Source organism: Sorangium sp. So ce381 (genome assembly GCF_051473845.1).
GTDB lineage: Bacteria > Myxococcota_A > Polyangia > Polyangiales > Polyangiaceae > Sorangium > Sorangium atrum.
Genome location: NZ_CP150336.1, coordinates 7,097,559 through 7,121,274, shown reverse-complemented (window position 1 = coordinate 7,121,274; position 23,716 = coordinate 7,097,559). Strand labels below are relative to the sequence as shown.

Below are 23,716 nucleotides of genomic sequence, written 5' to 3'. Positions count from 1 at the left end.
GAGCCGTGCCGGCTGCTCGCGCAGCGAACCCCGCGTCGAGCGGATGCTGATAGGATCCATGGGATCTGGCATGAGCCCGGACCGAAAGCGCCCTCGGCGCCCCGCAACCTCCGCCGAAGAGCGGCCGCTCCGGCGGCGGGCGCACGCGATGGTCGAGGATCTCCTTACGTCGGCCATGAGCCACGAGGAGCAGGTGAGGCTCGCGCGCGTCGTGCTCAGGTCCGGCTCGCGCGAGGCGATCAACCGGCTCTTCGAGTACTTCCAGCGCTGCCAGGCCGAGACCCGGTGGGGAAGAGACAACCCCCTGCACGAGATCGCCGGGGCGATGCGCGTCCAGGCGATCAGGGCCCTCCGGGGCCCGCCCGGGCAACACGGCCGCAATCACAGGAGCGCGCTCCTCGTTTTATGGGTAGCCGGTCGCCCAGGCGATGTTCCGCTCCTCGTGTCGCTCCTGGCAGCGCAGGACCCGGACGGCCTGGATCGCGACATCTTGCCGGTGCTCCAGCACGTCATTTCGGGCTACGAACCCAGCGATCCCCACCTCATCGCCGCGATCGAGCGGTTCATCGAGCGGGCGGCTTCGCTGCAGGACATCCACGCCGCGTCGCTCGTCCTCCGCGAGTACCGCGTTCCCGAGGCCGAGGCGGCGCTCCAGCGGGCCCTCGCCTCTCCGGATCCGTGGCGGCGCGCTCCCGTGATGGCGGCCCTGGTCGTCAGGAATCCAGGACAGCACTGGCACGCCGGCGAGGCGTTGCTGGCCGCGCTGAAGCTCGAAGCGTGGGCGGCGGAGGCCTGGGACAAGGATTCGGTCCAGAGGGCGCTCGCCGAGGCGCTCGACGGGGCGCTCGACGGGGCCAAGGAAGCGTCCGAGTCCGGGGAGGAGGCCAGAGTCCCCCCGGTTCCCGAGGCGCGGATCGAGGAGCTCGACCGCATGCCCGACGAGGACTGCGCCGCGTTCCTCGACACGCTTGGACGGGAGTTCTCCCTGGATCAGGGGCTCCTGCTCCCCCGCCTCCAGACCGCGTCCCTCGCCCGGAAAAAGGTGCTGCTTCGCGCCCTCGGGGCCGTGGCGACCGGCGGAACCCCGTTCTTCCATGCGGTGTGGCCTTTCACTTCCGATCCCGACGAGGAGATCGCGGCGCTGGCCATCGCCGCGTGCGGGGCCACCCGCTCGGATCAGGCGAGGATGCGGCTGACGGCGAGGCTCAGGGGCGCGATCGCGAGGGACGACGCTGCCGCCGCAAGGCCGCTCCTGACCGGCCTGCGCGGCTGTCTCCACGACGGCGCGGTGTGGAGCGCGGCGCTGTCCCTGAGCTGCGAGATCGCCCGGAGGTTGGCGATCGAAGGGCTCGAGCACGGCGCCTTCCTGCGCGGACCGGCGATCGAGCTGCTGAACGAGGCTGCGAGGCGGGAGAGCAACCAGGGGCTTCGTCGGCGGATGGACCGCCTTCTCCGGGAGCGCTGACCCCGGTGACGGCGGCGGGGGCGTCTACGGCTATCGCCATCGCCCGTGACGTGGTTGGGTCCCGCGACGGCCCATCGCCCGTGACGTGGTTGAGTCCCGCCAGCGGGAGTCCCGCGACGGCCCATCGCCCGTGACGTGGTTGAGTCCCGCCAGCGGGAGTCCCGCGACGGCCCATCGCCCGTGACGTGGTTGAGTCCCGCGATGCGAGGGACCGAACGGACGCGGCGCTAGCGCCCCGCGGGGCCGAACAAGCGCCCGTCAGCCGGCGGCGTCGGCCCGGAGGGCGTCTCCAGCACGAGCTCGCCGCCGTGGGTCAGCACGTGCCAACGTGCGTCCGGCGGCGCCGGCGGCGGGGGTCCCAGCCCTCCCTGGACGTCCGGTGTGGGCTTTGGACGCACACGGAACCGCACCTGCCCGTCCCGCAGCTCCATCAGCGTCAGGTCCTGGTCGACATCCACGTCGCGCGCCAGGGTAAGCGCCGGCTGACCTGGGCGATCCAGCGTCACATCGAGGCGTCTGCCCGCCGAGGCCGTGGGCGAGCTCGCGACGAGCGCCGCGCCCCCGGGAGCGGGAAGCGCCGCGACGCCGTCCGGCGCCGTGACCCGGCGCCACGCCTGCGGTGCGCCGAGCGGCAGCGGGCTGCGCACGAGCGCCTGCAGCGGCTCGCGCTGCCGGGCGCTCGCGGGCGGCGTCGGCTCGAGCAGGAGCAGCGTGCCATCCGGCGCCGCGGCGATCCATCTGAGCGCCTCGGCCGGGGTCGCCTGGCTCCCCTCCGCGTGCCATGCACCTTGCGCGCCCCGCACGAAGAGGACCGCGCCCCCGCTGCCTCCGCGGCAGACGAGCACGCCGATGCCGGCGGCGTTGTGCAGCGCGACCGGCTGCGGGCACCCCTCGGGCGCCGCGACAGGCGTCACGGTGCTCGCGATGTGGTCGACGACCGCGAACGTCGGTGGCCGCGTGAGGTGCGCGGCGCAGGCGCTGCCGGGCGGTCGCGCGCTCGTCGGTTCGCAGATCCCGTCGCCGAACGTCGTGATCCGTGTGCGCGTCGGCTGTGGCCGCGGCGCGGCGCTTTCGAGCAGGCAGAGCGCTCCTCCGCACGAGACGCCAGCATCGCCGATGAGTCCGATTCCGCCCACGACGCCATCGTCGTCGCTTTTGCAAGGCGGCTCCCGCCCGACCGCGGTGTCGCCGCGCCGGGGCGGCTCGGGCGCCGGCGGGGCGACGGCCGAGCGGAACGAGCCGGCCGCGGTGGCGCGGATCGCGGGGGAGAGGTGCAGCGCGACGCCGAACGAGGGTCGGGTGTAAAGGCCAGCAGCGGCCCTGGTCCACGCCTGGCCGTCGCGGCTCAGCACGGCGGGGCAGCTCGCATTGCCGTTCCAGATCCAGGATCCTTCGCGCTCGATCGATCGCGGCTGGAACGCAGATCGCTTCCAGGTCTTCCCGCGATCCAGCGAGAGGAACGTGTCGGGCGCCGCCGGCTGCTGGCCGCGCGCCGGCGCCTGGACCACGGCCGCGAGCACGCCGTCGGGTCGCACGAGCACCGCACGCACCGTCTTGCCGGGCGCGACCACGGCCGAGGTGAAGCTGCGGCCCTCGTCGGCGGAGACGCTGACGCGCTCTCCTGCCGCGGCCGCGATGAGGGCGCCGGCGGCGTCCCAGGCCGTCGCGCCAGGCACGCTGCTACGCGGCACGAAGCCGCCGTCCGGCCTCAGTGCATCGCGGACGCCGGCGGCGCGGTGGAGCACGCCGTCCGGCGTGGCCCCATAGAGCGCGTCGATCTGCGGGCCGGCGACGCCAACCCAGGTGAAGCGAGCGGGCAGCTTCAGGGGGCCGACGACGCCGAGCTTCTCGTCGACCGCGAACGCTCCGCCCGCGGGGTCGGCGCCGCCTCCCTTCGCCGCGAAGATCGCGACGCGCTCGCCGAGGGCGATCTCGGTGTGCTCGCGGAACGGGTCCCGACCGGCCTTCGCCCGCTCCTGCTCGCCGAGGGGCGGCTCGACCCAGGTTGCCGGCGGGATCGCGGCGATCGGCAACGTCAGTGGGGCCGAGGGATCCACGGCCGGCGCGCCAGCGGCGCGCGCGGGCGCTTCCAGCGGGGCGGGGGGGATGGCGACCGAAGCCGGCGCGAGCGCCGCGGGGGCCGACCCGGCGGCGGGACCACATGAAGCAGCGAGAAGCGTGAGGGGGAGGAGCGCGAGCCGCGAAGCCACCATGCAGGGAGGGTCTCCTGGTCCACCCTTACCAAGCTTCCTCACGGGAATCATCAGGCGGGTCGCTCGCGGCGCGCCGCGCTGGCCATCGCCTCGGCCATCTACTGACCTGGACCCGTGCGCGCACAGCGAACGCCGAGCCCCGTGAGCCCGTGCGGCGAACGAGCCGCAGGCGGCGCCCGCTCGTAACGCTCCTTCAATGCCTGTATCGTCGGAGCGCGGGATCCAGTCAATGACGAGCAACCTCGAGGCCGGCGGGGGCCAAGAGGGTCGTGGGATGCCGCGCGGCGTCCTCGCGCGGGGCGCGCCGTGACTGCCACCCTTCTTCCGGAGATCTCCTGAAGATCGCGTCGAGGAGCACGCCGGCGAGGCGGCCGACCTCCGGCACCTCCCTGGCCCGGGGGCGCGGCAGATCCACAGCGACGCTCTCCACGACGCGCCCCTCGTCGAACACCAGCACGCGATCTCCGAGCAGGACCGCCTCCTCCACGTCGTGCGTCACCAGGATGGCCGTGAAGCGGCGCTGCGCCCACAGCGACTCGACGAGGCGTTGCGCCCCGATCCGCGTCAGGGCGTCGAGCGCGCCGAACGGCTCGTCGAGCAGCAGCACCTTCGGGTCGTGCACGAGCGCGCGCGCGAGGGCGACCCGCTGTCGCTGACCTCCCGAGAGCACGCCCGGGTAGTCGCTCAGCCGATCTCCGAGTCCGACCCGGTCGAGCACGTCGCGCGCGCGCGCGTCGCGCCCCCTCGGCCCGCCGATGCACGTGTTCTCCAGCACCGTGCGCCAGGGCAGCAGCCGGGGCTCCTGGAAGACGACGCGCACGGCCTCCCGCGCCGCCACCTCCCTCGAGGCCAGGACGCGCGCCGCGCCGCGCGTCGGCTGCTCGAGGCCGCACAGGACGCGGAGCAGCGTGCTCTTGCCCGAGCCGCTCCGCCCGACGATCGTCACGAACTCGCCAGGGTGGATGTCGAGCTCGATGCCCGAGAGCGCGAGCCGGTCACCGTACCGCTTGTCGACCTGCTCCAGCACGACCCGCGCGCCGGCGGTCTGATCGCCCGAACCGCTCATTCGCTCACCTCGCCTCGAGCCGCTGCAGCGGCGGCTGCCACGGTAGGAGTCGGCGCTCGAGCCACCGCGCCAGGGAGTCGGCCAGCTTGCCGAGCAGGGCCCAGAGCACGATCGTGAGCACCAGGAGATCCATCTGCATGAACTCGCGGGCGTTCATCGCGACATAGCCCAGGCCCTGGCTCGCGCCGAGGGTCTCCGCGACGATGAGCACGAGCCACGAGAGCCCGAGCGCGAAGCGCAGACCCACGAGGATCGAGGGGAGCGCGCCCGGGAAGATGACCTCCCGGTAGAGCGCGAACCCCCGCACGTCATAGACCTGCGCCATCTCGATGAGCTGCGGATCCACGCTGCGCACGCCGTGGAACGTGTTCAGGTACACGGGGAACAGCACCGTGATCGCGACGATGAAGAGCTTCGCGGTCTCGCCGAGCCCGAACCACAGGATCACGAGCGGCACGAGCGCCAGCGCGGGGATCGCCCGGAGCATCTGCAGCGGCCCGTCGATGACCAGCTGGAGCGGGCGCGAGAGCCCCGTGCCGAGGCCGAGCACGAGCCCGATGACGGCGCCGACGACGAGCCCACCGACGGCCCGCAGCGCGCTCACGCCGAGGTGCGCGGGCAGCTCGCCGCTCCTCGTGGCGTTCGAGGCGGCGACCAGCACCTCCACGGGCGATGGCAGCAGGGTCTTCGGGATGATCTGCAGCCGCGACAGCACCTCCCAGAGGATCACGAGCGCCAGCGGCGCCAGCCAGGGCGCGATGCGCACGCCGAACCCGCGCACCGCGCTGCCTTCGATCGGCGCTTCGCCGGCCGTCATCGCGCGCCTCCGCCCGCGGACGCCGGCAGGAGCGCCTCCTCGACGCGGATGTCGCGCGGGATGATCGCGAGCTTGTGGAACGTATCGGCGATGGCCTGCTGCTTTTGCACGATCTCGGGCGTGATCGGCAGTATCTGGAACGCGCGCCGGTGCTCGGACCGCAGGAACGCCTCGTACGAGATCCCCGAAGATTTCGCGAGGAGCTGCGAAGCTTCCTCGCGGTGCCCGTCCTCCCAGGCGCTCAGCGCGCGGTACTCGTCGAACACGATCTGCAAGAGCGCCGGCTGCGCTTCCGCGAACTCTCGCCGGACGACGTAGAAGAGGCGGTTGTCGACGAGCCCCTCGCCGTCCTGGAGGACACGGGCCCCGGCGAGCTCGGCCGCTGCCAGGAACGGATCCCAGATCACCCAGGCATCGACATTGCCACCCTCGAACGCGGTCCGCGCGTCGGCGGGCGCGAGGAAGACGACCTGGATGTCGTCGAGCGTCAGCCCGGCGCTCTCGAGGGCTCGAACCAGCAGGTAATGGACGTTGGAGCCGCGGTTGAGGGCGACGCGCTTGCCTTTCAAGGCCGCGACCGTGCGGATCGGAGAGTCCTTCTTGACGACGATCGCCTCGGCCCTGGGCGCCGGCGCGTCGGTGGCGGCATAGACGAAGGGCACGCCGCCCGCCTGCGCGAACACCGGCGGCGTCTCGCCGACGTGGCCGACGTCCACGGCGCCCGCGCGCATCGCCTCGAGCAGCGGAGGACCGGCTTGAAACTCGACCCACTCGGCGCGGGCGTTCCTCGCCTCGAGCGCCTTCGTCAGGGCCTCCGCGCGCTCCTTGAGGAGAAACGGCGTGCCGATCTTCTGGTACCCCAGCCGGACCACCACCGCCGCCCGCGTGTCCTCGGCCGTCTCCCTGGCGCTCACCGCCTTCTCGCCCGTGGCGCCCGCCTCGCCGCCGTCGCGGCCGCACCCGAGCAGCAACCAGCTCGAGAGAGCTGCGCAGCCCAGCAGCGCGGAGCGGACCGTCGTGAACGAGATGTACCTGCTCATGAGGGCTCTTTCGCCTCCTCTACAACCCACGTCAGCACGTAAGGATGATATCGATGATGTAAAATTGCATCTGCGACGGATTCGCGGAGTAAACCTCGGTCCAGCAGCCGCTATGCCAGGTCCACGCGTGGCGCTCCGCCGGGGGGGACCCGTGGAGGAGCGGCTGACTGCTGCTTCAGCAGCAATCGATCAGCAATTGGTGTTGCTGGGGCAGCAGCGGCGGCACCGCGGCCTGCCCGGCGAGGTTCGCTGGCGCCGTGGGCCCCAGCGCGCCGTGGCGCGCGGTGCGGATCGTGCTCTCGCGCGCCTGACCCGGCGAAGCACGGGCGAGGAGCTTCTCCATCGATGAACGTCTTCTGGTTTCTCCCGACGCACGGGGACGGCCGCTACCTTGGCACCGCCGAGGGCGCGCGCCCCGTCACGCTCCCTTATCTCCGTCAGATTGCGCAGGCCGCCGACGACCTCGGCTATCACGGCGTGCTGATCCCCACCGGGCGATCGTGCGAGGACGCCTGGGCGGTCGCGTCGGCCATGATCCCGTTGACGCAGAGGCTCCGCTTCCTCGTCGCCGTGCGGCCGGGCGTCGTGTCGCCCACGTGGGCCGCCCGCATGGCGTCCACGGTCGATCGCCTGTCCGACGGCCGCTTGCTCGTCAACGTCGTGACCGGCGGCGATCCGGCGGAGTCCGAGGGGGATGGCGTCTTCCTGAAGCACGACGAGCGCTACGTCGTCACCGACGAGTTCCTCGGCATCTGGCGGCGCGTCATGGCCGGCGAGACGGTCGACTTCACGGGGCAGCACCTGCGCGTGAAGGGCGCGAAGATCCTCTTCCCACCGCTCCAGGCGCCGCACCCGCCGCTCTACTTCGGGGGGTCGTCGCCCGCGGCGCACGCGCTCGCGGCGCGCCACATCGACGTCTACCTGACCTGGGGAGAGCCTCCGGCCGCCGTGGCCGAGAAGATCGCGGACATACGCCGCCGTGCGGCCGCGGAGCAGCGCACGGTGCGCTTCGGGATCCGCCTTCACGTCATCGTCCGCGAGACGGCCGAGGCGGCGTGGGCCGCCGCGAACGGCCTGATCCGGCACCTCGACGACAGCACCATCGCCGCGGCGCAGCAGGCCTTCGGGCGCCTCGACTCCGAGGGGCAACGGCGCATGGCGGCGCTGCACAAGGGGCGTCGCGACGCGCTCGAGGTGAGCCCGAACCTCTGGGCCGGCGTCGGGCTCGTGCGCGGCGGGGCCGGGACGGCGCTCGTGGGCGACGCGGAGACGGTCGCGCGCCGCATGCAGGAGTATGCGGAGCTCGGGATCGACACGTTCATCCTGTCGGGGTATCCGCACCTCGAAGAGGCCTACCGGGTCGCCGAGCTGCTCTTCCCGCGGCTCCCCGTCGAGCGCAGGGCCGCAGGCGTCCGCCCGAACCTCACGGGGCCGTTCGGCGAGATCATCGCCAACGACATCGTCCCGCACCGATCGCAGAGCTGAGGCGGCCGATCCCGCCCCGAGACGATCACCTCGTCAGATAGGCCTCCCAGGTTCCAGGCTCGGGAGCGGACGGTCGATCCAGCTCGAGGCCTCTCGCGCCGTCGGTGTGCGCTTCGCCGCTGACGCTCTCGTCGTCCTCGTCGGAGCGTGGCTCCAGGCCAACCCAGGAGGGCTTCTGGATCCTGAGCTTGAACACCCGGGGGCCGCTCGAATCACGATCTCGGAGGGGGCGATCCGGCTGGAGACCCAGGAGACGCCGGGGGAGGGGTAGGCGGCGGAGAGCTCGTCGGGCCCCCCTCCCGCAGACGTGCAGCGTCATGAAAATTCAATTTCACTACAATTCGCGCCAGCGGCTCGAGCCGAGAATGCGGCGCACCCAGTGCGGCGGATCCGTTCTGGAATCGGCGAGACTGCTACGATTTCGTGAAGGGCGACCGGGCCTGGCCGCATCCAGTGACCAGGAGAGGGTTCAATGAACCTGGTCCGCGGGGTCCGCGGCTGGGGCTTGACGTCTCCGAAGCGTCTGGACTTTCCCCGGGCTCGCTGCCTTCGACGGCGGCCTGGTCGATTGTCACGTCGTGAGCTCCGAGCCTGCGCGTGGGCTCGAGGTCTGGAGTCCGTGACTCCACACACGCTCGCGTCCGGCACTGCCACGCGCTCTCTTCGACACCACAGAGGTACAATGCGCAACGTTCCATTCACCCGTCGCAGCGGGCTTCTTCTCCTCTGCCTCGCCCTCTCCGCCTGCGGCGCTGCGACGGAGGGTGAGGTGGACGGGGACGAGACGATCTCCGCCGTCCAGCAGCCTGCTGTCATCGGCGATCGCAAGGTCGCGGCGATCTTCATCCGGTTCAATACCAGCCCGACTCCGACCTACACCGCCAATGACGTGCGGGACCGCCTCTTCAACAACGCGGATTCGACCAGCAAATTCTTCCATGAAGCCTCCTACGGGAAGATGAACCTGACCGGCCACGTCAACGCCGACGGGGACTATTTCGGCTGGTACACGATCAACGCGGCGCCCACGAGCTGCTCGCTGCGACCCACCTACGCGGCGATGGGCAGGGCGATCGCCGCGACGGCGGACGGCTACGTGGAGTCCAATTACCAGCACACGATGTACTTTTTCTCCGAGAGGCCGGCGGGTTGTACCGACGGCGCTGCAGCCGTGGGCTCCAGTACCTATTTTTACAGCCCCGCCGACTCTGGCACCTTCGCACACGAGCTGGGGCACAACCTGGGGCTGGGACACTCCGATTTGCTGAATTGCGCCGACGCTTCTGGGAACTGGGCGTCGATGAGCTCGAGCTGCGCGCAACCCAACCTGCCTGCGTGCGCAAACAGCGGCCAGCTCAACCCGGGGAACACGAGCTGTGTGCAAGGGTACGGCGACTCGTTCAGCACGATGGGGGCGCAGTTCCTGCACTACAATGCTCCGGAGAAGGCGCTGCTCGGCTGGTTCGATCCGGAGAACACGGCGACCGTGAGCGCGAGCGGGACGTCCATCGTCAGCGTCGAGCCGATCGAGGAGCCTTCGGACGGTGTGCAGCGGCTCGTCGTCCCCATCCCCGGCGGGGATGAGACGTACCAGGTCGAGTATCGCCAGCCGCTTGGCATCTTCGACTCCCAGCGGTTCACGGCGGGCTCGCCGGTCGCTCGCGGAATCCTCGTGCACCGGGGCACGCTGGAGGGGACCCCGACGCGCATCGTCAACATGACGCCCTCCGTGCCGATCGACGTAGCTCATTATCCCGCGAACGTCTCGCGCGAGGCGCTCCCCTGGGGTCATACGTTCGTCGATCGCGACGCGAACCTGGCCATCTCGTTGCTCGGGGTCTCGCCGTCCGAGGCGACGGTCAAGGTGACCCGCGGCACGGTGGCCACGCCCATCCCCGCCTGCGCCGACGCGCCCAGTCACTGGTACCTGAAGTGCGGCGCGACGGGCGTGACCTCGATGAACGCAGCGACAGAGCTCACGGCGGTCGGCGATGCCCTCGAGCTCACGTACCAGGTCAGCCCGGCCATCGCGACCCAGAGCGGTGGAGACGTCTGCATGCTCGTCCAGACGCACACCGCCGGGCAGTCGGATACGTGCACCCAGTACTGGGTGCCGGCCGGCGGCACGCAGGCGTCGGGCGAGACGAAGACCCTCTCGCCCAACCTCGCCGGGTTCCGCATCACCTATCCAGGGTCCGGGAACTACAAGGCGTCGCTCAGCGCCGCGGGCGCGCTCAGCATCACGTCCGCTCCCTGATCCACTCGCCGCCGGAGCAGCCCGCTTCAGGAGGTCAACGACGCCGAGCGCTCCCCGGGCTGGCCGATGGCAACCCGCGCTCCTGCCGGCCGCTGCGTCGCGACGAACACGCCGAGCCCGACCACGAGCGTGGCGGCGACCCCGAGCACCGGGAAGTACTCCATCCACGTCGCCTCGGCGCCGTCGGGTCGCGGCCAGGCGATGTTCGCGATGAGCGCGACCCCCCAGGCCACGGCCGCGGCGTTCAGCGCGAGCCCGGCCCGGCCCAGGGAGAACACCCCGGCCGGCGCCCCTGCGAGGCCCGGCCACCGGCGCAGCCGGCGGAGGAGCATCCCCGCCGTCACGACCAGGTACGAGAGGTTCACGAGCAGCACGGCCGTCTCCGTGATGAGCACGAACAGCTGCGCCTCGCCGTAGTTCACGACGAGCATGCCGCACGCGAGCGCGCCGACGACGATCGCCGGGGCGACGGGCGTCTTCGTGCGCGGCGACACGCGCGAGAGCGCCGGCGCGCACGGCAGCGCGCTGTCCCGCGCCATCGAGAAGGCCAGGCGCGAGGCGCCGGTCTGGATCGCCAGCGTGCAGACGCACACGGCCAGCGCCACGTCGACGAGGAAGACCTTGCCCAGCGTGGGGCCGAGCGCGCCGACGACCACGTAGGCGAGGCCCTCCGTGGCGAGGCGGCCGTCGGTCAGGCTCGGCGCCGCCATCAGCGCCGCGAGGAGGAGCAGCGCGCCGCCCACCCCCGAGGCCACGACGGCCTTCAGGATCGCCCTTGGCACGATCCGCCGCGGGTTCTGGGTCTCCTCGGCCAGCGAGCCGGCCGAGTCGAAGCCGTACAGCACGTACGCCGGCATCAGCGCGGCCGCGAGCAGGCCCGCCGCCCCCGTCCCCAGCGACGACGGCGGCCCGTAGATGGGCTCCAGCACCACGCCCGGGCCGCGCACCGCGCTCAGGAACAGCGCCACGAGCAGCAGCGCGACGCCGCCGAGCTCCGCCATCACGCCGACGTCGTTGACCCAGGCCATCACCTTCACCCCGGCCATGTTGATCGCCGTCGTCAGCACGATGAGGCCCGCGCCGAGCAGCACGGCGTTCGCGGCGCCGTCGCGCGACGTGAGCGACGGGTCGCCTCCAAGGAGCTGGAACCCGCTCCAAACGCTTGGCAAGATCGCCTGCAGCGCGATGGCCGCCGCGGCGACGCTCACGACGTCGCCGACGAGCTTCAGCCAGCCTGCGAGCCACCCCGGGGCGCCGGCCCAGACGCGGCGCCCCCACGGGTACACCGAGCCGGCCACGGGGTAGCGCGAGCCCATCTCGGCGAGGTTGAGCGCGACGGCGAGCTGGCCGAGGAAGACGACCGGCCACGTCCAGAAGAACCGGGTCCCGCCGAAGGCGTACCCGATCACGAAGAGCTGGAAGACCGTCGTGAGGATCGAGACGTACGAGAAGCCCGCTGCGAAGGCGGACAGGCTGCCCAGGTCCCTCCGGAGCTCCTGGCGGTAGCCGAGGCGGGCGAGGTACTCGGCGTCGCCGCGGTCCTCCGCGACGGACGCCGATGCCGGTGCGGCGGTCGAGATCGGGTCACGCATCGGCCGACACCCCCACGAGCGGCTGGCCCGCGCTGACCATCTGGCCCGGGCGGCAGCCGATCCAGCCGACCGCTCCGGCCACGTCGGCCACGACGGGGAACTCCATCTTCATCGCCTCGAGCACGGCCACGCGCTGGCCCGCCTCGACGCGCTGCCCTTCGGCCACGTCGACCTTCCACACGCACGCGGTGAGCGGCGCCGTGACCGGCAGCACCCCGGCCGGGATGGCGTCCTCGGCGGCGGTCGGCGCGCCTTCGAGCCGGGCGCCGGCGCGGCGCACGCGGTCGAACTCGCCGTCCGCCTCCCAGCGGGCGCGCTCTGCGTCGAACGCCGCCCGCTGCCGCGCCTGCGCCGCGCGGATGGCCCCGGCGTTCTCGGCGAGGAAGCGGTGGTGCTCGCCCAGGTCGAACGTGGTCTCCTCGATGCGCACCTCGCCGCGCCCGGCCACCATGTCGGCGCGGAGGTCGAGCAGCTCGTCCGCCGACACGAGGTGGAAGCGGAGCTGGTCGAAGAAGCGCAGGAGCCAGGGCCGCTCGCGCGTGGTCTGCCGGAACGGCCGGTGGCGGCTCCAGACCGGCACCGTGCGGCCGAGGAACTGGTACCCGCCCGGCCCCTCCATGCCGTAGATGCACAGGTACGCGCCGCCGATGCCGACGGCGTTCTCGGGCGTCCACGTGCGCGCCGGGTTGTACTTGGTCGTGACCATCCGGTGGCGCGGATCGATCGGCGTCGCGACCGGCGCGCCGAGGTACACGTCGCCGAGGCCGAGCACGAGGTAGCTCGCCGCGAGGAAGATCTCCTGGACCGCCGCGATGTCCGGCAGCCCGTTGACCCGGCGGATGAACTCCAGGTTGCTCGGGCACCAGGGTGCGTCGTCGCGGACCGCGCGCATGTAGCGCTCGATCGCCTCGCGCGTCGCGGGGTCGTCCCAGCTGAGGGGCATGTGGACGACGCGGCTCGGGATCCGGACCTCGTCCTGGGCGGGCAGGTCGGCCTCGACCTCGCGGAGCAGGTCGAGGGCCTTGGCCACGGTGAGGCGCGCGCCGTCGACGTGCACCTGGAGCGAGCGGATGCCGGGCGTCAGGTCGACGACGCCGGGGATGCGCAGCTCCTCGAGCCGCGCCATGAGCAGGTGCGCGCGCACGCGCAGGTCGATGTCGAGCACCGGCGGGCCGAACTCGACGAGCACGTAGCGGTCGCCGCTCTGGCGGAAGACCACCGCGGGCCGGTCGTCGCGCGCCGGCACGCGCCCCAGCACGGGCTCGCCGCGCGGCCGCCGCGGCGCGGCCGGCGCAGCGGGACCCGCGGGCGGCGCGGGCGCCAGCGCGGCCCTCGCCGCGACCGTGGTTGCGCCGTTGGCGACCGTGGTTGCGCCGTTTGCTCTGGCCGCGAGCGGCGCTGGCGCCTCCTTCGGGGCTCCGCCGCGCAGCGCCACGAGCGCGTCGCACCGCTGCGCCAGCGCGTCGGCCTCCGCGGGCACGATCGACCGGAACCGCACCTTGTCCCCGGCGCTCAGCTGGCCGAGCTTCCACCGCTCGGCCGCGGCGACCGTGAGCGGACACACAAACCCGCCCAGGCTCGGGCCGTCGGGGCCGAGGAGGACGGGCATGTCGCCGGTGAGGTCGACAGCGCCGATCCCGTAGGCGTTGTCGTGGAGGTTCGAGGGGTGCAGCCCGGCCTCGCCGCCGTCGGTGCGCGCCCATCTCGGCGCGGGCCCGACGAGGCGGACGCCGGTGCGGGCCGAGTGGTAGTGGACCTCCCACTCGGCCTCGTAGAGCTGCTCGATCCCGTCGCGCGTGAGGAAGTCCGGCGCGCCGTGCGGACCGTCGAGCACGGCGAGCTCCCAGGACCTGCCGATTTCCGGCCGGGCCTCGGGCGGCAGCGCCCCGGGGTCGAGGGAGGGGTCGACCTCCTCGCCGAGGCGCAGCACGTCGCCGGGGCGGAGCGGCCTGCCGGCGTGGCCGCCGAAGCCGCCGAGGGTGAACGTTGCGCGGCTGCCGAGGTGCGCCGGCACGTCGATGCCGCCGCGGACGAGCAGGTAGGCGCGCGCGCCCGGCCCCCGCACCGGCCCGCAGGCCACGGTGGCGCCCGGCGCGACCTCGACCGGCGTCCACGGCGCAACCTCGGTGCCGTTCACGAGCACGCGCATCGCGGCGCCCGCGGCGCACACGACGGCGCGCCGGTGGAACACCAGCGTGGGCCCGTGCACCTCGCACTCGAGCCCCGCGGCGCCGCCGGGGTTGCCCACGACGCGGTTGCCGAGCCGGAACGACAGGTCGTCCATCGGCCCGCTCGGCGGGACGCCGACCGACCACAGGCCGAGGCGCCCGGGCCAGTCCTGCACCGTCACCGCGCCCGGCGAGGCCGTCACCTCGATCGTCGGCGGGCGGAACGGCAGCGCCGCGAACGTGCCCGTGTGGTGCCGGACCCCGCGGAAATCGGGGTGATCGAGCGCGACCGCGACCCACTCCCGGTTGGTCTCGATCCCGCCGATGCGGGTCTCCTCGACGGCGCCGCGCAGCGCCGCGACGGCCGCGGCCCGGTCCGCGCGGTGCACGAGGAGCTTGGCCAGCAGCGGATCGTAGAGCGCGGAGACCTCGGTGCCGGTCTCGACCCACCCGTCGACGCGCACGCCGCCGCCCTCGGGGGTGCGCACCTCGGTGAGCAGGCCTGCGCTCGGCAGGAAGCCCCGCGCCGGGTCCTCGGCGTAGAGGCGGGCCTCGATCGCGTGGCCCCGGAGCGCCGGATCGCCGCCCGCGAAGAACGCGGTGTCGCCCGCGGCGATGCGCAGCATCCACTCCACCAGGTCGATGCCGGTGCAGAGCTCGGTCACGCCGTGCTCGACCTGGAGGCGCGTGTTGACCTCGAGGAAGTAGTGCTCGGCGCGTGCGGGATCGACGAGGAACTCGACCGTACCCACGTTGCGGTAGGCGACCTTCGCGGCGAGGGCGCGGGCCGACTCCGCGAGGGCGGAGCGCAGCCGCGGCGGCAGGTCGGGCGCGGGCGCCTCCTCGAGGACCTTCTGGTTGCGGCGCTGGACCGAGCAGTCGCGATCGCCGAGGACGAGCACGTTCCCGCGGCCGTCGCCGGCGATCTGGACCTCGACGTGCCGGGGCGCCGCGAGGAAGCGCTCGAGGAACACCTCACCCGAGCCGAAGTTCGAGCGGGCGAGGCGCTGGACCCGCTCGAACGCCGCGGGGAGCTCCGCCGGCCCGTCGCAGCGGGCCATGCCGATGCCGCCGCCCCCGGCGCTCGCCTTGAGCAGCACGGGGTAGCCGATGGCCGCGGCCTCTGCGGCGGCGTGGTCCGCGTCCCGGAGGACGCCGGTCCCCGGCAGGAGCGGCACGCCCGCCTCGACGGCGATCTCCCGCGCCCGGTGCTTGCTCCCGAAGGCCTCCATCTGGCCCGGCGTCGGGCCGATGAAGACGATGCCCGCGTCCTCGACGGCGCGCGCGAAGTTCTCGGATTCACTCAGGAATCCGTAACCCGGGTGGACCGCGTCGGCGCCGGCGCGGCGGGCCGCGTCGAGCACGGCATCGATGCGGAGGTAGCTCTCGGCGGGGGTCTGGCCGCCGAGGCGGACGGCGTGGTCGGCGAGCCGCACGTGGAGGGCGGCGCGGTCGGCGTCGGAGAACACGGCGACCGACGCGACGCCGAGGCGCTTCAGGGTGCGGAGGATCCGGCACGCGATCTCGCCGCGGTTGGCGACGAGGACGCGGCGGAAGGGCGGGGGCATGGCGCTCATGGCCGCACCACCACCGCGCGGATCGGGGTCGGGTTGAACGCGTTGCAGGGGTTGTTGATCTGCGGGCAGTTCGAGACGAGCAGCAGCAGGTCGAGCTCGGCCCGGAGGTCGACGTGCTTGCCGGGCGCGGAGAGGCCGTCGACGATGCCGAGGGTGCCGTCGGCCTCGACGGGCACGTTCATGAACCAGTTGATGTTGCCGACGAGGTCGCGCTTGCCGAGGCCGTAGGGCGCGGCGGCGAGGAGGAAGTTCTCGACGCAGGCGTGCTGGTGCTTTGTGTGGTGGCCGTAGCGGACGGTGTTCGACTCGCACGAGCAGGCGCCGCCCGAGGTGTCGTGGCGGCCGCAGCTGTCGTCGGTGACGGTCATCATCACGCGGCCGCGGTTCGAGCGGAGCCGGGCGCCGGTGGTGAGGAAGATGTTGCGCTGGGCGACGATGGTGTCGGCGGCGCTGTAGCGCTCGGCGGTGTCGGCGAGGACGTAGGCGAGGAAGTCGACGGCCTGGTTGCCCTCGAGGTCGATGACGCGGAGGATCTCGCCGGCGCGGACGATCCTGGCCCACGGCGCGCGCGCCGGGACGATCTCGTCGGAGACGAGGGCGCCGGACAGCCCGGCGAGGGCGGGGTCGCGCAGGGCGGCGACCGGCTTCCCGGGGGTGGCGGCGGGGCTCATCGCGCGCCTCCTGCCCGGAGGCCGAGCGCGAGCTCCTCGGCGGTGTTCTCGAAGGCGCGGCGCGCCTCGGGGGTGGCGTTGCGCACGGGGTCGTCGTCGGCGGTGGGGCGGCCGCGCCACGCGGTCAGGCGGACCTTGCCGGCGCGGTAGGTCGGGCGCGGGTCGAGGCGGTGCGGCACGACGGCGACGCTGACGAGGACGTCCTGCTCGGCGCGGAGCAGCACGTGGGCGCCCGGCCGGGAGGAGTCGGGCAGGAAGGTGATGGCGCCGTCGGCCTCGATGCGGACGCCCTTGAAGAGGTTGATGGCCGTGGGCAGGTCCCGCTCGGCGAGGCCGTGCTTGGCGAGGGCGAGGAGGAGCCGCTCGCGGCCGGAGCGGAGGGCGCCGCCGTGGGCGTCGCTGCCGTGGCGGGACTCGATCTCGGCCGGGAGCGAGGTGCCGCAGAAGGTGTCGTGGCGGCCCGCGGTGTCCTCGAGGAGGGAGGCGAGCACGCGCCCCATGTCCGAGAGGAGCAGGTAGCCGGGGCCGGGATAGGCCTGCCACTGGAGCTTCACGGTGTCGGGGAGGCAGAGCCGCTCGATGGGGCGGTCCGCGCGGTGGAGCACGAGGGCGACGCAGGTGTCGCCCTCGAGGTCGACGAGCCGGAGCCGGCTGCCGACAGGGAGCGAGCGCGCCGCGTAACCGCCGGCGCCGAGGGTCTCCTCCCAGAGGACGTCGCGCGCTTCGACGCCCGCCGGCGGATCGCCGATCGACGTGCTCGGCACGGTGGGTTGCGTCTCGACGACGCTGCCTTCCTGGGCGCGCGCGTGCTCGCGCGCGGCGTACGTTGTGGCCGTTTCAGACATCGCCCGCCTCACTTTCGATAGAGAATCGAAACTACGGGTCGACTATCCGGGGCCGGGGTTTCCTGGCTGTTTCGCGGGGGTAAAATGCAGGGCGCGCGCGCTTTTTCCCGGAAGTGGTGAATTTTCTTGGTGGCGGTGTGGGTGGTGGATTGGATGATGAGCAGATGGCGCAGGGGGGCGAGCGCGGAGCCGATTGACGCGCGGGAGGGCGAGGCGGCATGAGGGCGCGGTGGCGATTGCGCGGCTGCGCGATGGCCACCTCCGACGATGATGACGAAGACAGAGATGGCTCCTCCCCCGAAGACCGACGCCAGGCACAGCGTCGAAGGAAGGCAGCCGGCGGAGGAGGGGCGGACCGCCGGAGGCGAGCAGAAGGCCGAGGGGAGCCCGCGCCGCATGGGCCGGCCGCGCAAGGCGCCGCAGCGGAGCGATCTCGCGCCGCGGGAGCAGATTCTGCAGGTGGCGGGCCGGCTGTTCGCCGAGCGGGGGGTCGCCGAGGTGTCGATGCTGGAGGTCGCGCAGGCGGCGGGGCTCCGGCAGTCGTCGCTGTACTACTGGTTCCGGCGCAAGGAGCTGATCGTCGCGGAGATCCTGCAGCAGGTGAACCGGCTGCCGCTGTCGTACGCGCGGAGCCTCGAGGCGGCCGGTGAGACGGCGGACGTGCAGCTATGGCGCTTCGTGTGCTTCGACGTGCAGACCGTGTGCGGGTTTCCCCTGGAGATCACGGAGATCCACCGGTTCAGCGAGCGGGATCCGACAGCATTCGCGACGTACTGGGCCGAGCGGCGCGCGCTGACCGAGGCGGTGGCCGCGATGGTGGGGCGCGGGATCGGGGAGGGGAGGTTCCGAGAGGTGGACGCCTACCTGTGCGCGCTGACGGTGCTGGCCCAGGACGAGAGCGTGCAGAACTGGTGCCGGCCGGAAGGAGGAGGGCGCGTGCATCCGCTCGCGGCCAGCGATCCGGCGGCGGTGGGCTACGCGCCGGAGCAGATCGCGGAGCTCGTCGCGGATCAGACGGTCGGCGGGCTGCTGGTGCGGCCGTCGAGGCTCGCGGCGCTCCGGAGGAAGGCAGGGGGAGCCGACCGAGGTTGAGGCGGCCCGAAGGCGGCCCGACCCAGGCAGGGGGGAGCCGACCGAGGTTGAGGCGGCCCGACCCAGGTTGAGGGGGAGGGGGGAGCCGACCCGGGTTGAGAGGGGAGGGGCGGCCGGACCCAGGTTGAGGGGCGAGGAGGGAGCCGACCCGGGTTGAGGCGGACCCGACCGAGGTTGAGGCGACCCGACCCAGGTTGAGGCGGCAGAGCGACCCAACCCGGGTCGGGATCGCTGGTCGGGATCGCTGGGGTCAAGCCGACCCAGGTTGAGGGCGAGCCGGCCCAGGTTGAGATCTCCAAAGATCTCCAACCCGACCGAGGTTGAGGCGACCAGGCGACCCGGCCCAGGTTGAGGGTGAGCCGACGCAGGTTGAGGCGACCCGCAGGCGACCCGACCCAGGTTGGGATCTCCACAGGTTGAGGCGACCCGACCCAGGTTAGGATCGCCGCAGGTTAGGATCGCCGCCACCCAGGTTGGGATCGCCGCCGCGCCAGGGCGCTCAGAGCGGGTTGAAAGGCGCAAGCCCGGGGAGGTCCTTCGGCTTGCGCCCTGCAGCGCCGACCGCCGGGACCTCCTTGACCTTCTCGCGAGCACGCCCCGTGCCGTCATCCACCACGGTCCATTCATTCCAGAAGTGACCGTCGACGACGAACAGCTGCGGGTGATCGAACGGCGCCTCTTCGAACCGGACCCGCTCGTCCGTGAGCGTCGCCAGGAACGCCACGAGCGCCTTCTTCTCCTCTTCCGTCAGCCCGAGCGGCTGAATGTTCGGAGCGAGGTTCGTCCCGTTGGGCCCGAACCCGGTCGTGTCGCCGCCCTCCCGTTCTCGCCGGCCGCCGCCAGCGTTGTAAAATTCGACGACTTGCCGCAGCGTCAGCGCGCTTCCGTTGTGAAAATACGGGCCTGTCAGCTCGACGTTCCGGAGCGTCGGGACCTTGAAGGCGCCGTCGATCGTATCGCGCTCGCCCGGCGCGATCGGCACTCCTGGATCGACCTCGAACGACGCCGGCTCGATGCGGAAACCATCCGGGGCGTCCTCGCCCTCGGCCAGCAGCTTCCCTTGCCGCGTGAACGAGAACGGATGACCGAAGGGGTCGACCCCTCCGACGCCGATGTCCTCCTCGGTCGGCCGAACGCCAATGTTGTAGTAGCCCCTGTCGTAGAGCGCGGCGCCGCCGTTCCCGACCCGCATCCGCGAGATCAAACCGCCCACCTGCGCCTCGCGCTGCAGGCGGGTCGCGGCGCTGGTGAACTCGGGGCCATGGTGGCAGTTGATGCACCTGCCCTTGCCCTGGAAGATCGCGAGCCCCGCGCGCTCCTGGTCGCTCAGGGCGGCGCTGTCCCCTTCGGCAAAGCGATCGAACCGGCTGTTGTCGGACACGAGCGTGGCCTCGTAGAGCTGGATGGCGAGACCCCAGAAGAGCGAGAAATTCGCTTCCACGAGCGACCGATCGCCGACGCGCTGGTCCGACCGCCAGTACGCGTCCACGAAGGCCCCTTCGACGAGCTCCCCATAGGACCGAGCGAGCCCTTTCCCGCTCGGATCGCGGAGCTCGCCGAGGATGCTGTCCGTGGGGTCCACGATCTGGTCAGCGAGCGGCCTGCGCGGCAAGAGCTTCGCGGCGACATCAGCGTACGTCCTCCCCTCACACGACATCTCGAAGGGGTTGATCGGCGGTCCCACGGCCTGAGATGCGAGGCTCGAGTTCTCCAGGTCGACCTTCTCGGGGACCAGGATGCCGTCGCGCACGGCGTGGACGGCGGCGTCCGGATCCCGCTTGCCGAACGGGTTCACTCCGTTGAAATGGTTGCTCGCGCGTCCGTCCCAGAAGTTGCGGAAGTTGAACACCGCGTTGATGACGGTGGGCGTCTGCCGCGGCTCGACGCGCCGCACGTTCACCCCTTGCACCTGGAAGATGTCCGGCAGCAGCGTGCAGTCGTCCTTCGCGCTCCCGGGCACGATGCCGTTGAATCGAGCGTGGAACACGCCCTGCGAAGAGATGACGTCGTCGGCATCTGCGGGGAAGTCGCGGCGGAAGGTCCAGTCGCTCGCCACGAGCGCGTAGTTCGGTCCGCCCTTCCCGTCCGACCTCGTCGCCTCGAACCGCGTGCGCCGCTCGGGATCCTGGTTGTTGAGCCCGGGGTTGATCTGGTTTCTCTTGCGGTGGTCTGCGCCGGCGTGGAAGTGGCATGTCGCGCACGCCACGCCGTCGCTGCCGACCTGCATGTCCCAGAACAGCGCCTTTCCGAGGGCGACGGCCATCTCCCTGCTCTTGACGTACCGGGACAGCTCGCTCGGCTCGGGGATGGGGACGCCTCGGAGCGAGCCGAGGGACGGCGGCGGAGCGGCCGGCGCGGGCGTCGCGCCGTCGTCCGGCGGATCCGACGGCGGCGAGTCACCGCTCCCTGGCATGACAGGCGACGAAGACCCCCCATCCCCGAGCGACGAAGACCCGCCGCCCCCGAGCGACGATGAGCCGCCGTCCCCGAGCGACGAAGGCCCACTGCCCCCGAGCGACGAAGACGGTCCGGGTCTTCCGCATCCCGAGCACGGAAGCTCGTGTCCCTGGGGCAAGCAGCCGGCGGTTGACGATAGACCCATCAGGACGCTGACGATCCACGCCCCGATCCCGCCCGTGCGCGGGTCTTCAGAACGAGCTCTAACCATCACGAGGAAGCCTCCTTCGCTGCTGCGCGAGTGAATGACAGGCGGCGCGCACCAGCGTCCTCGCGGGACACCGCGGGTCGCCGGCATGCTCGTCCGTCCTGCGATGAGCGGATGTCGCGAGCGCCGACGCTCGACGGGGTTCCGCCCGGCATCGTTCGAGTCTCTTCAAGCCATCCGATCTTCAGAAAGACAGCGCGTGTCCAGGGCGCGCATCGACGTCTCGTCCTGCCTCGTCTCGGCCGGGCGTCTCCTCGTGTCGCGAGCGCACCGGCTCGCGCGGGGGATTCGAGGGAGAAGACGGCCTCTGTCGAGGACCGGACGAAGTGGGATGAAGGGACAGGACATATCCCTTCATCGCGCCGTCACCGCGCCGAACAGGCGCGGCCGTGTGCGTCGCCGAAACCCTGACTCATCGACCGAGTTCGGGCAATGTCGTCGATGAGGAAGCGCAGGAGTGAGCCGATCGAGCCCGGATCGCCTGGTGATCGAGGCGAAGGCGAGAGGGCTAGACTCTGGTCTTCGAGGAGGCCTCGAAGGAATGGGAAGCGCGCCGCGGGAGCTTCGCTGTCCGTGCCCGAGGCGACGTGTCGCCGCGCGATCGACCCGGGCGGAGCGCCCCCGTCCTCGACGGCGCCCCTCGGCCGGCCTCCCGCGTCAAGGCGCCTGGATCTTCTGCTTCACCCACTGCCCCGACTCGGTCAGCTGGCCATCCGACCACGGGCCGCCGGCGCTCGCTCCGGGCCTGAGCGCGGCGCAGGACTCGGCCTTATCGACGACGGACCAGTTGAGCCAGCTGATGCTGTTGCTGGCCATGAAGTCGAGCCACCGCTGCGCCTCGGCGAGATCCAGCGCGCCGTTGCCGCTGGAAGCGCAGGTGCCCCACTCGGTGACGAACAGCGCGAGGCCCGCGGACAGCGCGGTCCTCGCCTTGGTGCGCAGCGCATCCTTGTGCGTCGCGGCATAGAAGTGGAGCGTGTAGGCGATGTTGTCGTAGCTCGTGATCGGGTTCCTGGAGGCGACGTCCACGTCCTGCGACCAGTTCGGCGACCCGACGATCACGAGGTTGTCGGAGCCGGCGCCGCGGATCTCCCGGATCACCTCCTCGGCATACGACTTCACCTGCTCCCAGGTCTCGGTGTCGGGCTCGTTGAACACCTCGAAGATCACGGCGGGCTCATCGCCGTACTCGATCGCCATCTCCCGGAAGAAGCGCTTCGCGGCCTCCTTGTTCCGGATCGCGTCGTGATCGTGCCAGTCGATGAGCACGTAGATGCCTCTCGCGATGGCGGCGTCGACGATCGCCTTGACCTTCCGCTTCTCCGCGTCCGGGTTGTTGACGTAGCCGAGCCCCGATGTGTTGGCGGTCATCGCGGCGCGGATGACGGTCACATCCCAGTCGTTCACGAGCGTGCCGACGGCGGACGCGTTGTAGAACTTCTCGCCCTCCCACACGCTCCAGAACATGCTCATGCCCTTGAGCTGGAGCTCTTCCCCGTGCTCGTCGACGACGCGGTTGCGCATCACCTTCAGGCGGCCGTGCCGCTCCACCGGCGTCCTCGCGAGGGGGCCCGTGCCGGTCGAGGTGGTGGAGCTCGTGGCGCTCGAGGTGGTGGTCACGCTCGACGTCGAGGCATCGCCGCCACCCATGCCGCCGGCGCCGCTCGAGGAGGCCGACGAGGAGGTCACGGCCGACGTCGAGGCATCGCCGCCACCCGCGCCGCCGCTGGCCGAGGAGGCCGACGAGGAGGTCACGGCCGACGTCGAGGCATCGCCGCCGCCCGCGCCGCCGGCACCGCTCGAGGAGGCCGACGAGGAGGTCACGGCCGACGTCGAGGCATCGCCGCCGCCCGCGCCGCCGGCGCTGCTCGAGGAGGCCACGGCCGACGTCGAGGCATCGCCGCCACCCATGCCACCGGCGCTGCTCGAGGAGGCCGACGAGGAGGCCACGGCCGACGTCGAGGCATCGCCGCCGCTGCCCGAGGAGGCCGACGAGGAGGCCACGGTCGACGCATCGTCGCCGCCCGAGCCGCCGTTGCCGCCCGAGCCGCCATTGCCGCCTGAGCCGCCGTTGCCGCTTGAGCCGCCATTGCCGCCCGAGCCGCCGTTGCCGCCTGAGCCGCCGTTGCCGTCCGAGCCGCCATGGCCGCCCGAGGAGGCCGAGGCCGTCGCATCGACGCCGCCACTCGAGGAGGTCGACGCCGACGCCACGGTCGATGCGTCGCCGCCCCCTGATGTCGAGTCTCCCGACGGGCTTCCGCAAGCGAGCAGCACCATCGCGGGCAAGGCGAGCTGCAGAAGGCCGCGCGTCCACTTCGGCCCGGTGAACAGTCCAGGGGTCAAGTCATGGCTCATCGTATTCTCCAAGGAAGGCGCCTCGAACGGCGCGCCCGGCCGCTATCGCGGGCGTCAAGCAAGGACATCGGCAAAGAAGGCGACCCGCTGCATAGCAGGCCCGGCGCGACGGGTGAAGGTGAAAGTGGGAGAATTACCGAGCCATGCACGCCTGGACGCGCGATCTGCACGATGCGCGATCCGCACGCTCCCTCGCGGGACCACGCTGCCCCTCTCTCGTGGGCGTCTCTCTCGGAGCCTGCCGGCGCGAGGGACCGGCGGCCCCTCTTCCGCCCCCCTCTGCACCATGCACAGCAGAGCGGCGGTCTCCCGCACAGGAGACGGGCCCAGATCGGCGTTTTCGGCGCGGAAGCGCACTCCGGTGCGCTGAGCACCGAAAACGTCGAGGTGGGCCCGTATCCGAAGCGG

The 23,716-nt window shown here is 72.0% G+C and carries 16 protein-coding genes; 5 read left to right on the top strand and 11 right to left on the bottom strand.

Going from position 1 to position 23,716, the window contains the following annotated elements; translation table 11 throughout:
- Window positions 1–148 precede the first annotated feature (148 nt).
- Window positions 149–1,465: a hypothetical protein gene (locus tag WMF29_RS26535; protein WP_437322935.1), complete on the top strand. Its 1,317-nt coding sequence runs from the start codon at window positions 149–151 to the stop codon at window positions 1,463–1,465.
- Between the two features lie 227 nt (window positions 1,466–1,692).
- Here the strand turns inward: WMF29_RS26535 and WMF29_RS26530 are convergent, their stop codons facing one another.
- The 5 genes from WMF29_RS26530 to WMF29_RS26510 form a co-directional block, all read right to left on the bottom strand.
- Complete coding sequence (locus WMF29_RS26530) at window positions 1,693–3,678, bottom strand: hypothetical protein (RefSeq protein ID WP_437322934.1); 1,986 nt, start codon at window positions 3,676–3,678, stop codon at window positions 1,693–1,695.
- A gap of 226 nt (window positions 3,679–3,904) precedes the next feature.
- Window positions 3,905–4,744 carry an ABC transporter ATP-binding protein gene (locus WMF29_RS26525; protein WP_437322933.1) on the bottom strand — a complete coding sequence of 280 codons (840 nt, stop codon included), beginning with the start codon at window positions 4,742–4,744 and terminating at the stop codon, window positions 3,905–3,907.
- Between the two features lie 4 nt (window positions 4,745–4,748).
- Window positions 4,749–5,561: an ABC transporter permease subunit gene (locus WMF29_RS26520; protein ID WP_437322932.1), complete on the bottom strand. Its 813-nt coding sequence runs from the start codon at window positions 5,559–5,561 to the stop codon at window positions 4,749–4,751.
- On the bottom strand, window positions 5,558–6,601 hold the full coding sequence (locus tag WMF29_RS26515) for a sulfonate ABC transporter substrate-binding protein (protein ID WP_437322931.1): 1,044 nt from the start codon (window positions 6,599–6,601) through the stop codon (window positions 5,558–5,560). Before WMF29_RS26515 ends, WMF29_RS26520 begins: the two co-directional genes overlap by 4 nt.
- A 175-nt stretch (window positions 6,602–6,776) precedes the next feature.
- On the bottom strand, window positions 6,777–6,944 hold the full coding sequence (locus WMF29_RS26510) for a hypothetical protein (RefSeq protein ID WP_437322930.1): 168 nt from the start codon (window positions 6,942–6,944) through the stop codon (window positions 6,777–6,779).
- A gap of 2 nt (window positions 6,945–6,946) precedes the next feature.
- Here WMF29_RS26510 and ssuD point away from each other — a divergent pair, with 2 nt between their 5' ends.
- Window positions 6,947–8,086: an FMNH2-dependent alkanesulfonate monooxygenase gene (gene ssuD, locus WMF29_RS26505; RefSeq protein WP_437322929.1), complete on the top strand. Its 1,140-nt coding sequence runs from the start codon at window positions 6,947–6,949 to the stop codon at window positions 8,084–8,086.
- Between the two features lie 682 nt (window positions 8,087–8,768).
- Entirely contained in the window at window positions 8,769–10,343 is a 1,575-nt protein-coding gene (locus tag WMF29_RS26500; RefSeq protein WP_437322928.1) for a hypothetical protein, read from the top strand.
- Window positions 10,344–10,369: 26 nt separating this feature from the next.
- On the opposite strand, the gene WMF29_RS26495 is transcribed toward WMF29_RS26500, so the two are convergent.
- From WMF29_RS26495 to WMF29_RS26480, 4 genes are read right to left on the bottom strand one after another with little or no spacing between them, the layout of a single operon-like run.
- Entirely contained in the window at window positions 10,370–11,935 is a 1,566-nt protein-coding gene (locus WMF29_RS26495) for an APC family permease (protein ID WP_437322927.1), read from the bottom strand.
- The gene (locus tag WMF29_RS26490; RefSeq protein ID WP_437322926.1) at window positions 11,928–15,680 is read right to left on the bottom strand and encodes a 5-oxoprolinase/urea amidolyase family protein; all 3,753 of its coding nucleotides are present in this window, start codon (window positions 15,678–15,680) and stop codon (window positions 11,928–11,930) included. Before WMF29_RS26490 ends, WMF29_RS26495 begins: the two co-directional genes overlap by 8 nt.
- Window positions 15,677–16,351: an urea amidolyase associated protein UAAP2 gene (locus WMF29_RS26485; protein WP_437322925.1), complete on the bottom strand. Its 675-nt coding sequence runs from the start codon at window positions 16,349–16,351 to the stop codon at window positions 15,677–15,679. The genes WMF29_RS26490 and WMF29_RS26485 overlap by 4 nt, the downstream gene beginning before the upstream one ends.
- A complete protein-coding gene (locus tag WMF29_RS26480) occupies window positions 16,348–17,196 on the bottom strand; it encodes an urea amidolyase associated protein UAAP1 (RefSeq protein WP_437322924.1) in 849 nt (282 codons plus the stop codon). Before WMF29_RS26480 ends, WMF29_RS26485 begins: the two co-directional genes overlap by 4 nt.
- A gap of 267 nt (window positions 17,197–17,463) precedes the next feature.
- Between WMF29_RS26480 and WMF29_RS26475 the strand changes: the two genes are divergently transcribed.
- Complete coding sequence (locus WMF29_RS26475) at window positions 17,464–18,288, top strand: TetR family transcriptional regulator (protein ID WP_437322923.1); 825 nt, start codon at window positions 17,464–17,466, stop codon at window positions 18,286–18,288.
- A 499-nt stretch (window positions 18,289–18,787) separates the two neighbouring features.
- On the opposite strand, the gene WMF29_RS26470 is transcribed toward WMF29_RS26475, so the two are convergent.
- Both WMF29_RS26470 and WMF29_RS26465 read right to left on the bottom strand, forming a co-directional pair.
- Window positions 18,788–20,701: a cytochrome-c peroxidase gene (locus WMF29_RS26470; protein WP_437322922.1), complete on the bottom strand. Its 1,914-nt coding sequence runs from the start codon at window positions 20,699–20,701 to the stop codon at window positions 18,788–18,790.
- 909 nt (window positions 20,702–21,610) lie between these two features.
- Complete coding sequence (locus WMF29_RS26465) at window positions 21,611–22,573, bottom strand: glycoside hydrolase family 5 protein (RefSeq protein ID WP_437322921.1); 963 nt, start codon at window positions 22,571–22,573, stop codon at window positions 21,611–21,613.
- On the opposite strand from WMF29_RS26465, the gene WMF29_RS26460 reads away from it, so the two are divergent.
- Window positions 22,527–23,678 (top strand): hypothetical protein, encoded by a 1,152-nt coding sequence (locus WMF29_RS26460; RefSeq protein WP_437322920.1) that lies wholly within the window; start codon window positions 22,527–22,529, stop codon window positions 23,676–23,678. The two genes, WMF29_RS26465 and WMF29_RS26460, sit on opposite strands and share 47 nt — an antisense overlap.
- Window positions 23,679–23,716: the final 38 nt, after the last annotated feature.

Excerpts from the sequence above, each read along its gene's own strand:
- WMF29_RS26535 (WP_437322935.1), top strand. The coding sequence starts at position 149 with ATGGTCGAGGATCTCCTTACGTCGGCCATGAGCCACGAGGAGCAGGTG.
- WMF29_RS26530 (WP_437322934.1), bottom strand. The coding sequence starts at position 3,678 with ATGGTGGCTTCGCGGCTCGCGCTCCTCCCCCTCACGCTTCTCGCTGCT.
- WMF29_RS26525 (WP_437322933.1), bottom strand. The coding sequence starts at position 4,744 with ATGAGCGGTTCGGGCGATCAGACCGCCGGCGCGCGGGTCGTGCTGGAG.
- WMF29_RS26520 (WP_437322932.1), bottom strand. The coding sequence starts at position 5,561 with ATGACGGCCGGCGAAGCGCCGATCGAAGGCAGCGCGGTGCGCGGGTTC.
- WMF29_RS26515 (WP_437322931.1), bottom strand. The coding sequence starts at position 6,601 with ATGAGCAGGTACATCTCGTTCACGACGGTCCGCTCCGCGCTGCTGGGC.
- WMF29_RS26510 (WP_437322930.1), bottom strand. The coding sequence starts at position 6,944 with ATGGAGAAGCTCCTCGCCCGTGCTTCGCCGGGTCAGGCGCGCGAGAGC.
- ssuD (WP_437322929.1), top strand. The coding sequence starts at position 6,947 with ATGAACGTCTTCTGGTTTCTCCCGACGCACGGGGACGGCCGCTACCTT.
- WMF29_RS26500 (WP_437322928.1), top strand. The coding sequence starts at position 8,769 with ATGCGCAACGTTCCATTCACCCGTCGCAGCGGGCTTCTTCTCCTCTGC.
- WMF29_RS26495 (WP_437322927.1), bottom strand. The coding sequence starts at position 11,935 with ATGCGTGACCCGATCTCGACCGCCGCACCGGCATCGGCGTCCGTCGCG.
- WMF29_RS26490 (WP_437322926.1), bottom strand. The coding sequence starts at position 15,680 with ATGAGCGCCATGCCCCCGCCCTTCCGCCGCGTCCTCGTCGCCAACCGC.
- WMF29_RS26485 (WP_437322925.1), bottom strand. The coding sequence starts at position 16,351 with ATGAGCCCCGCCGCCACCCCCGGGAAGCCGGTCGCCGCCCTGCGCGAC.
- WMF29_RS26480 (WP_437322924.1), bottom strand. The coding sequence starts at position 17,196 with ATGTCTGAAACGGCCACAACGTACGCCGCGCGCGAGCACGCGCGCGCC.
- WMF29_RS26475 (WP_437322923.1), top strand. The coding sequence starts at position 17,464 with ATGATGACGAAGACAGAGATGGCTCCTCCCCCGAAGACCGACGCCAGG.
- WMF29_RS26470 (WP_437322922.1), bottom strand. The coding sequence starts at position 20,701 with ATGCCAGGGAGCGGTGACTCGCCGCCGTCGGATCCGCCGGACGACGGC.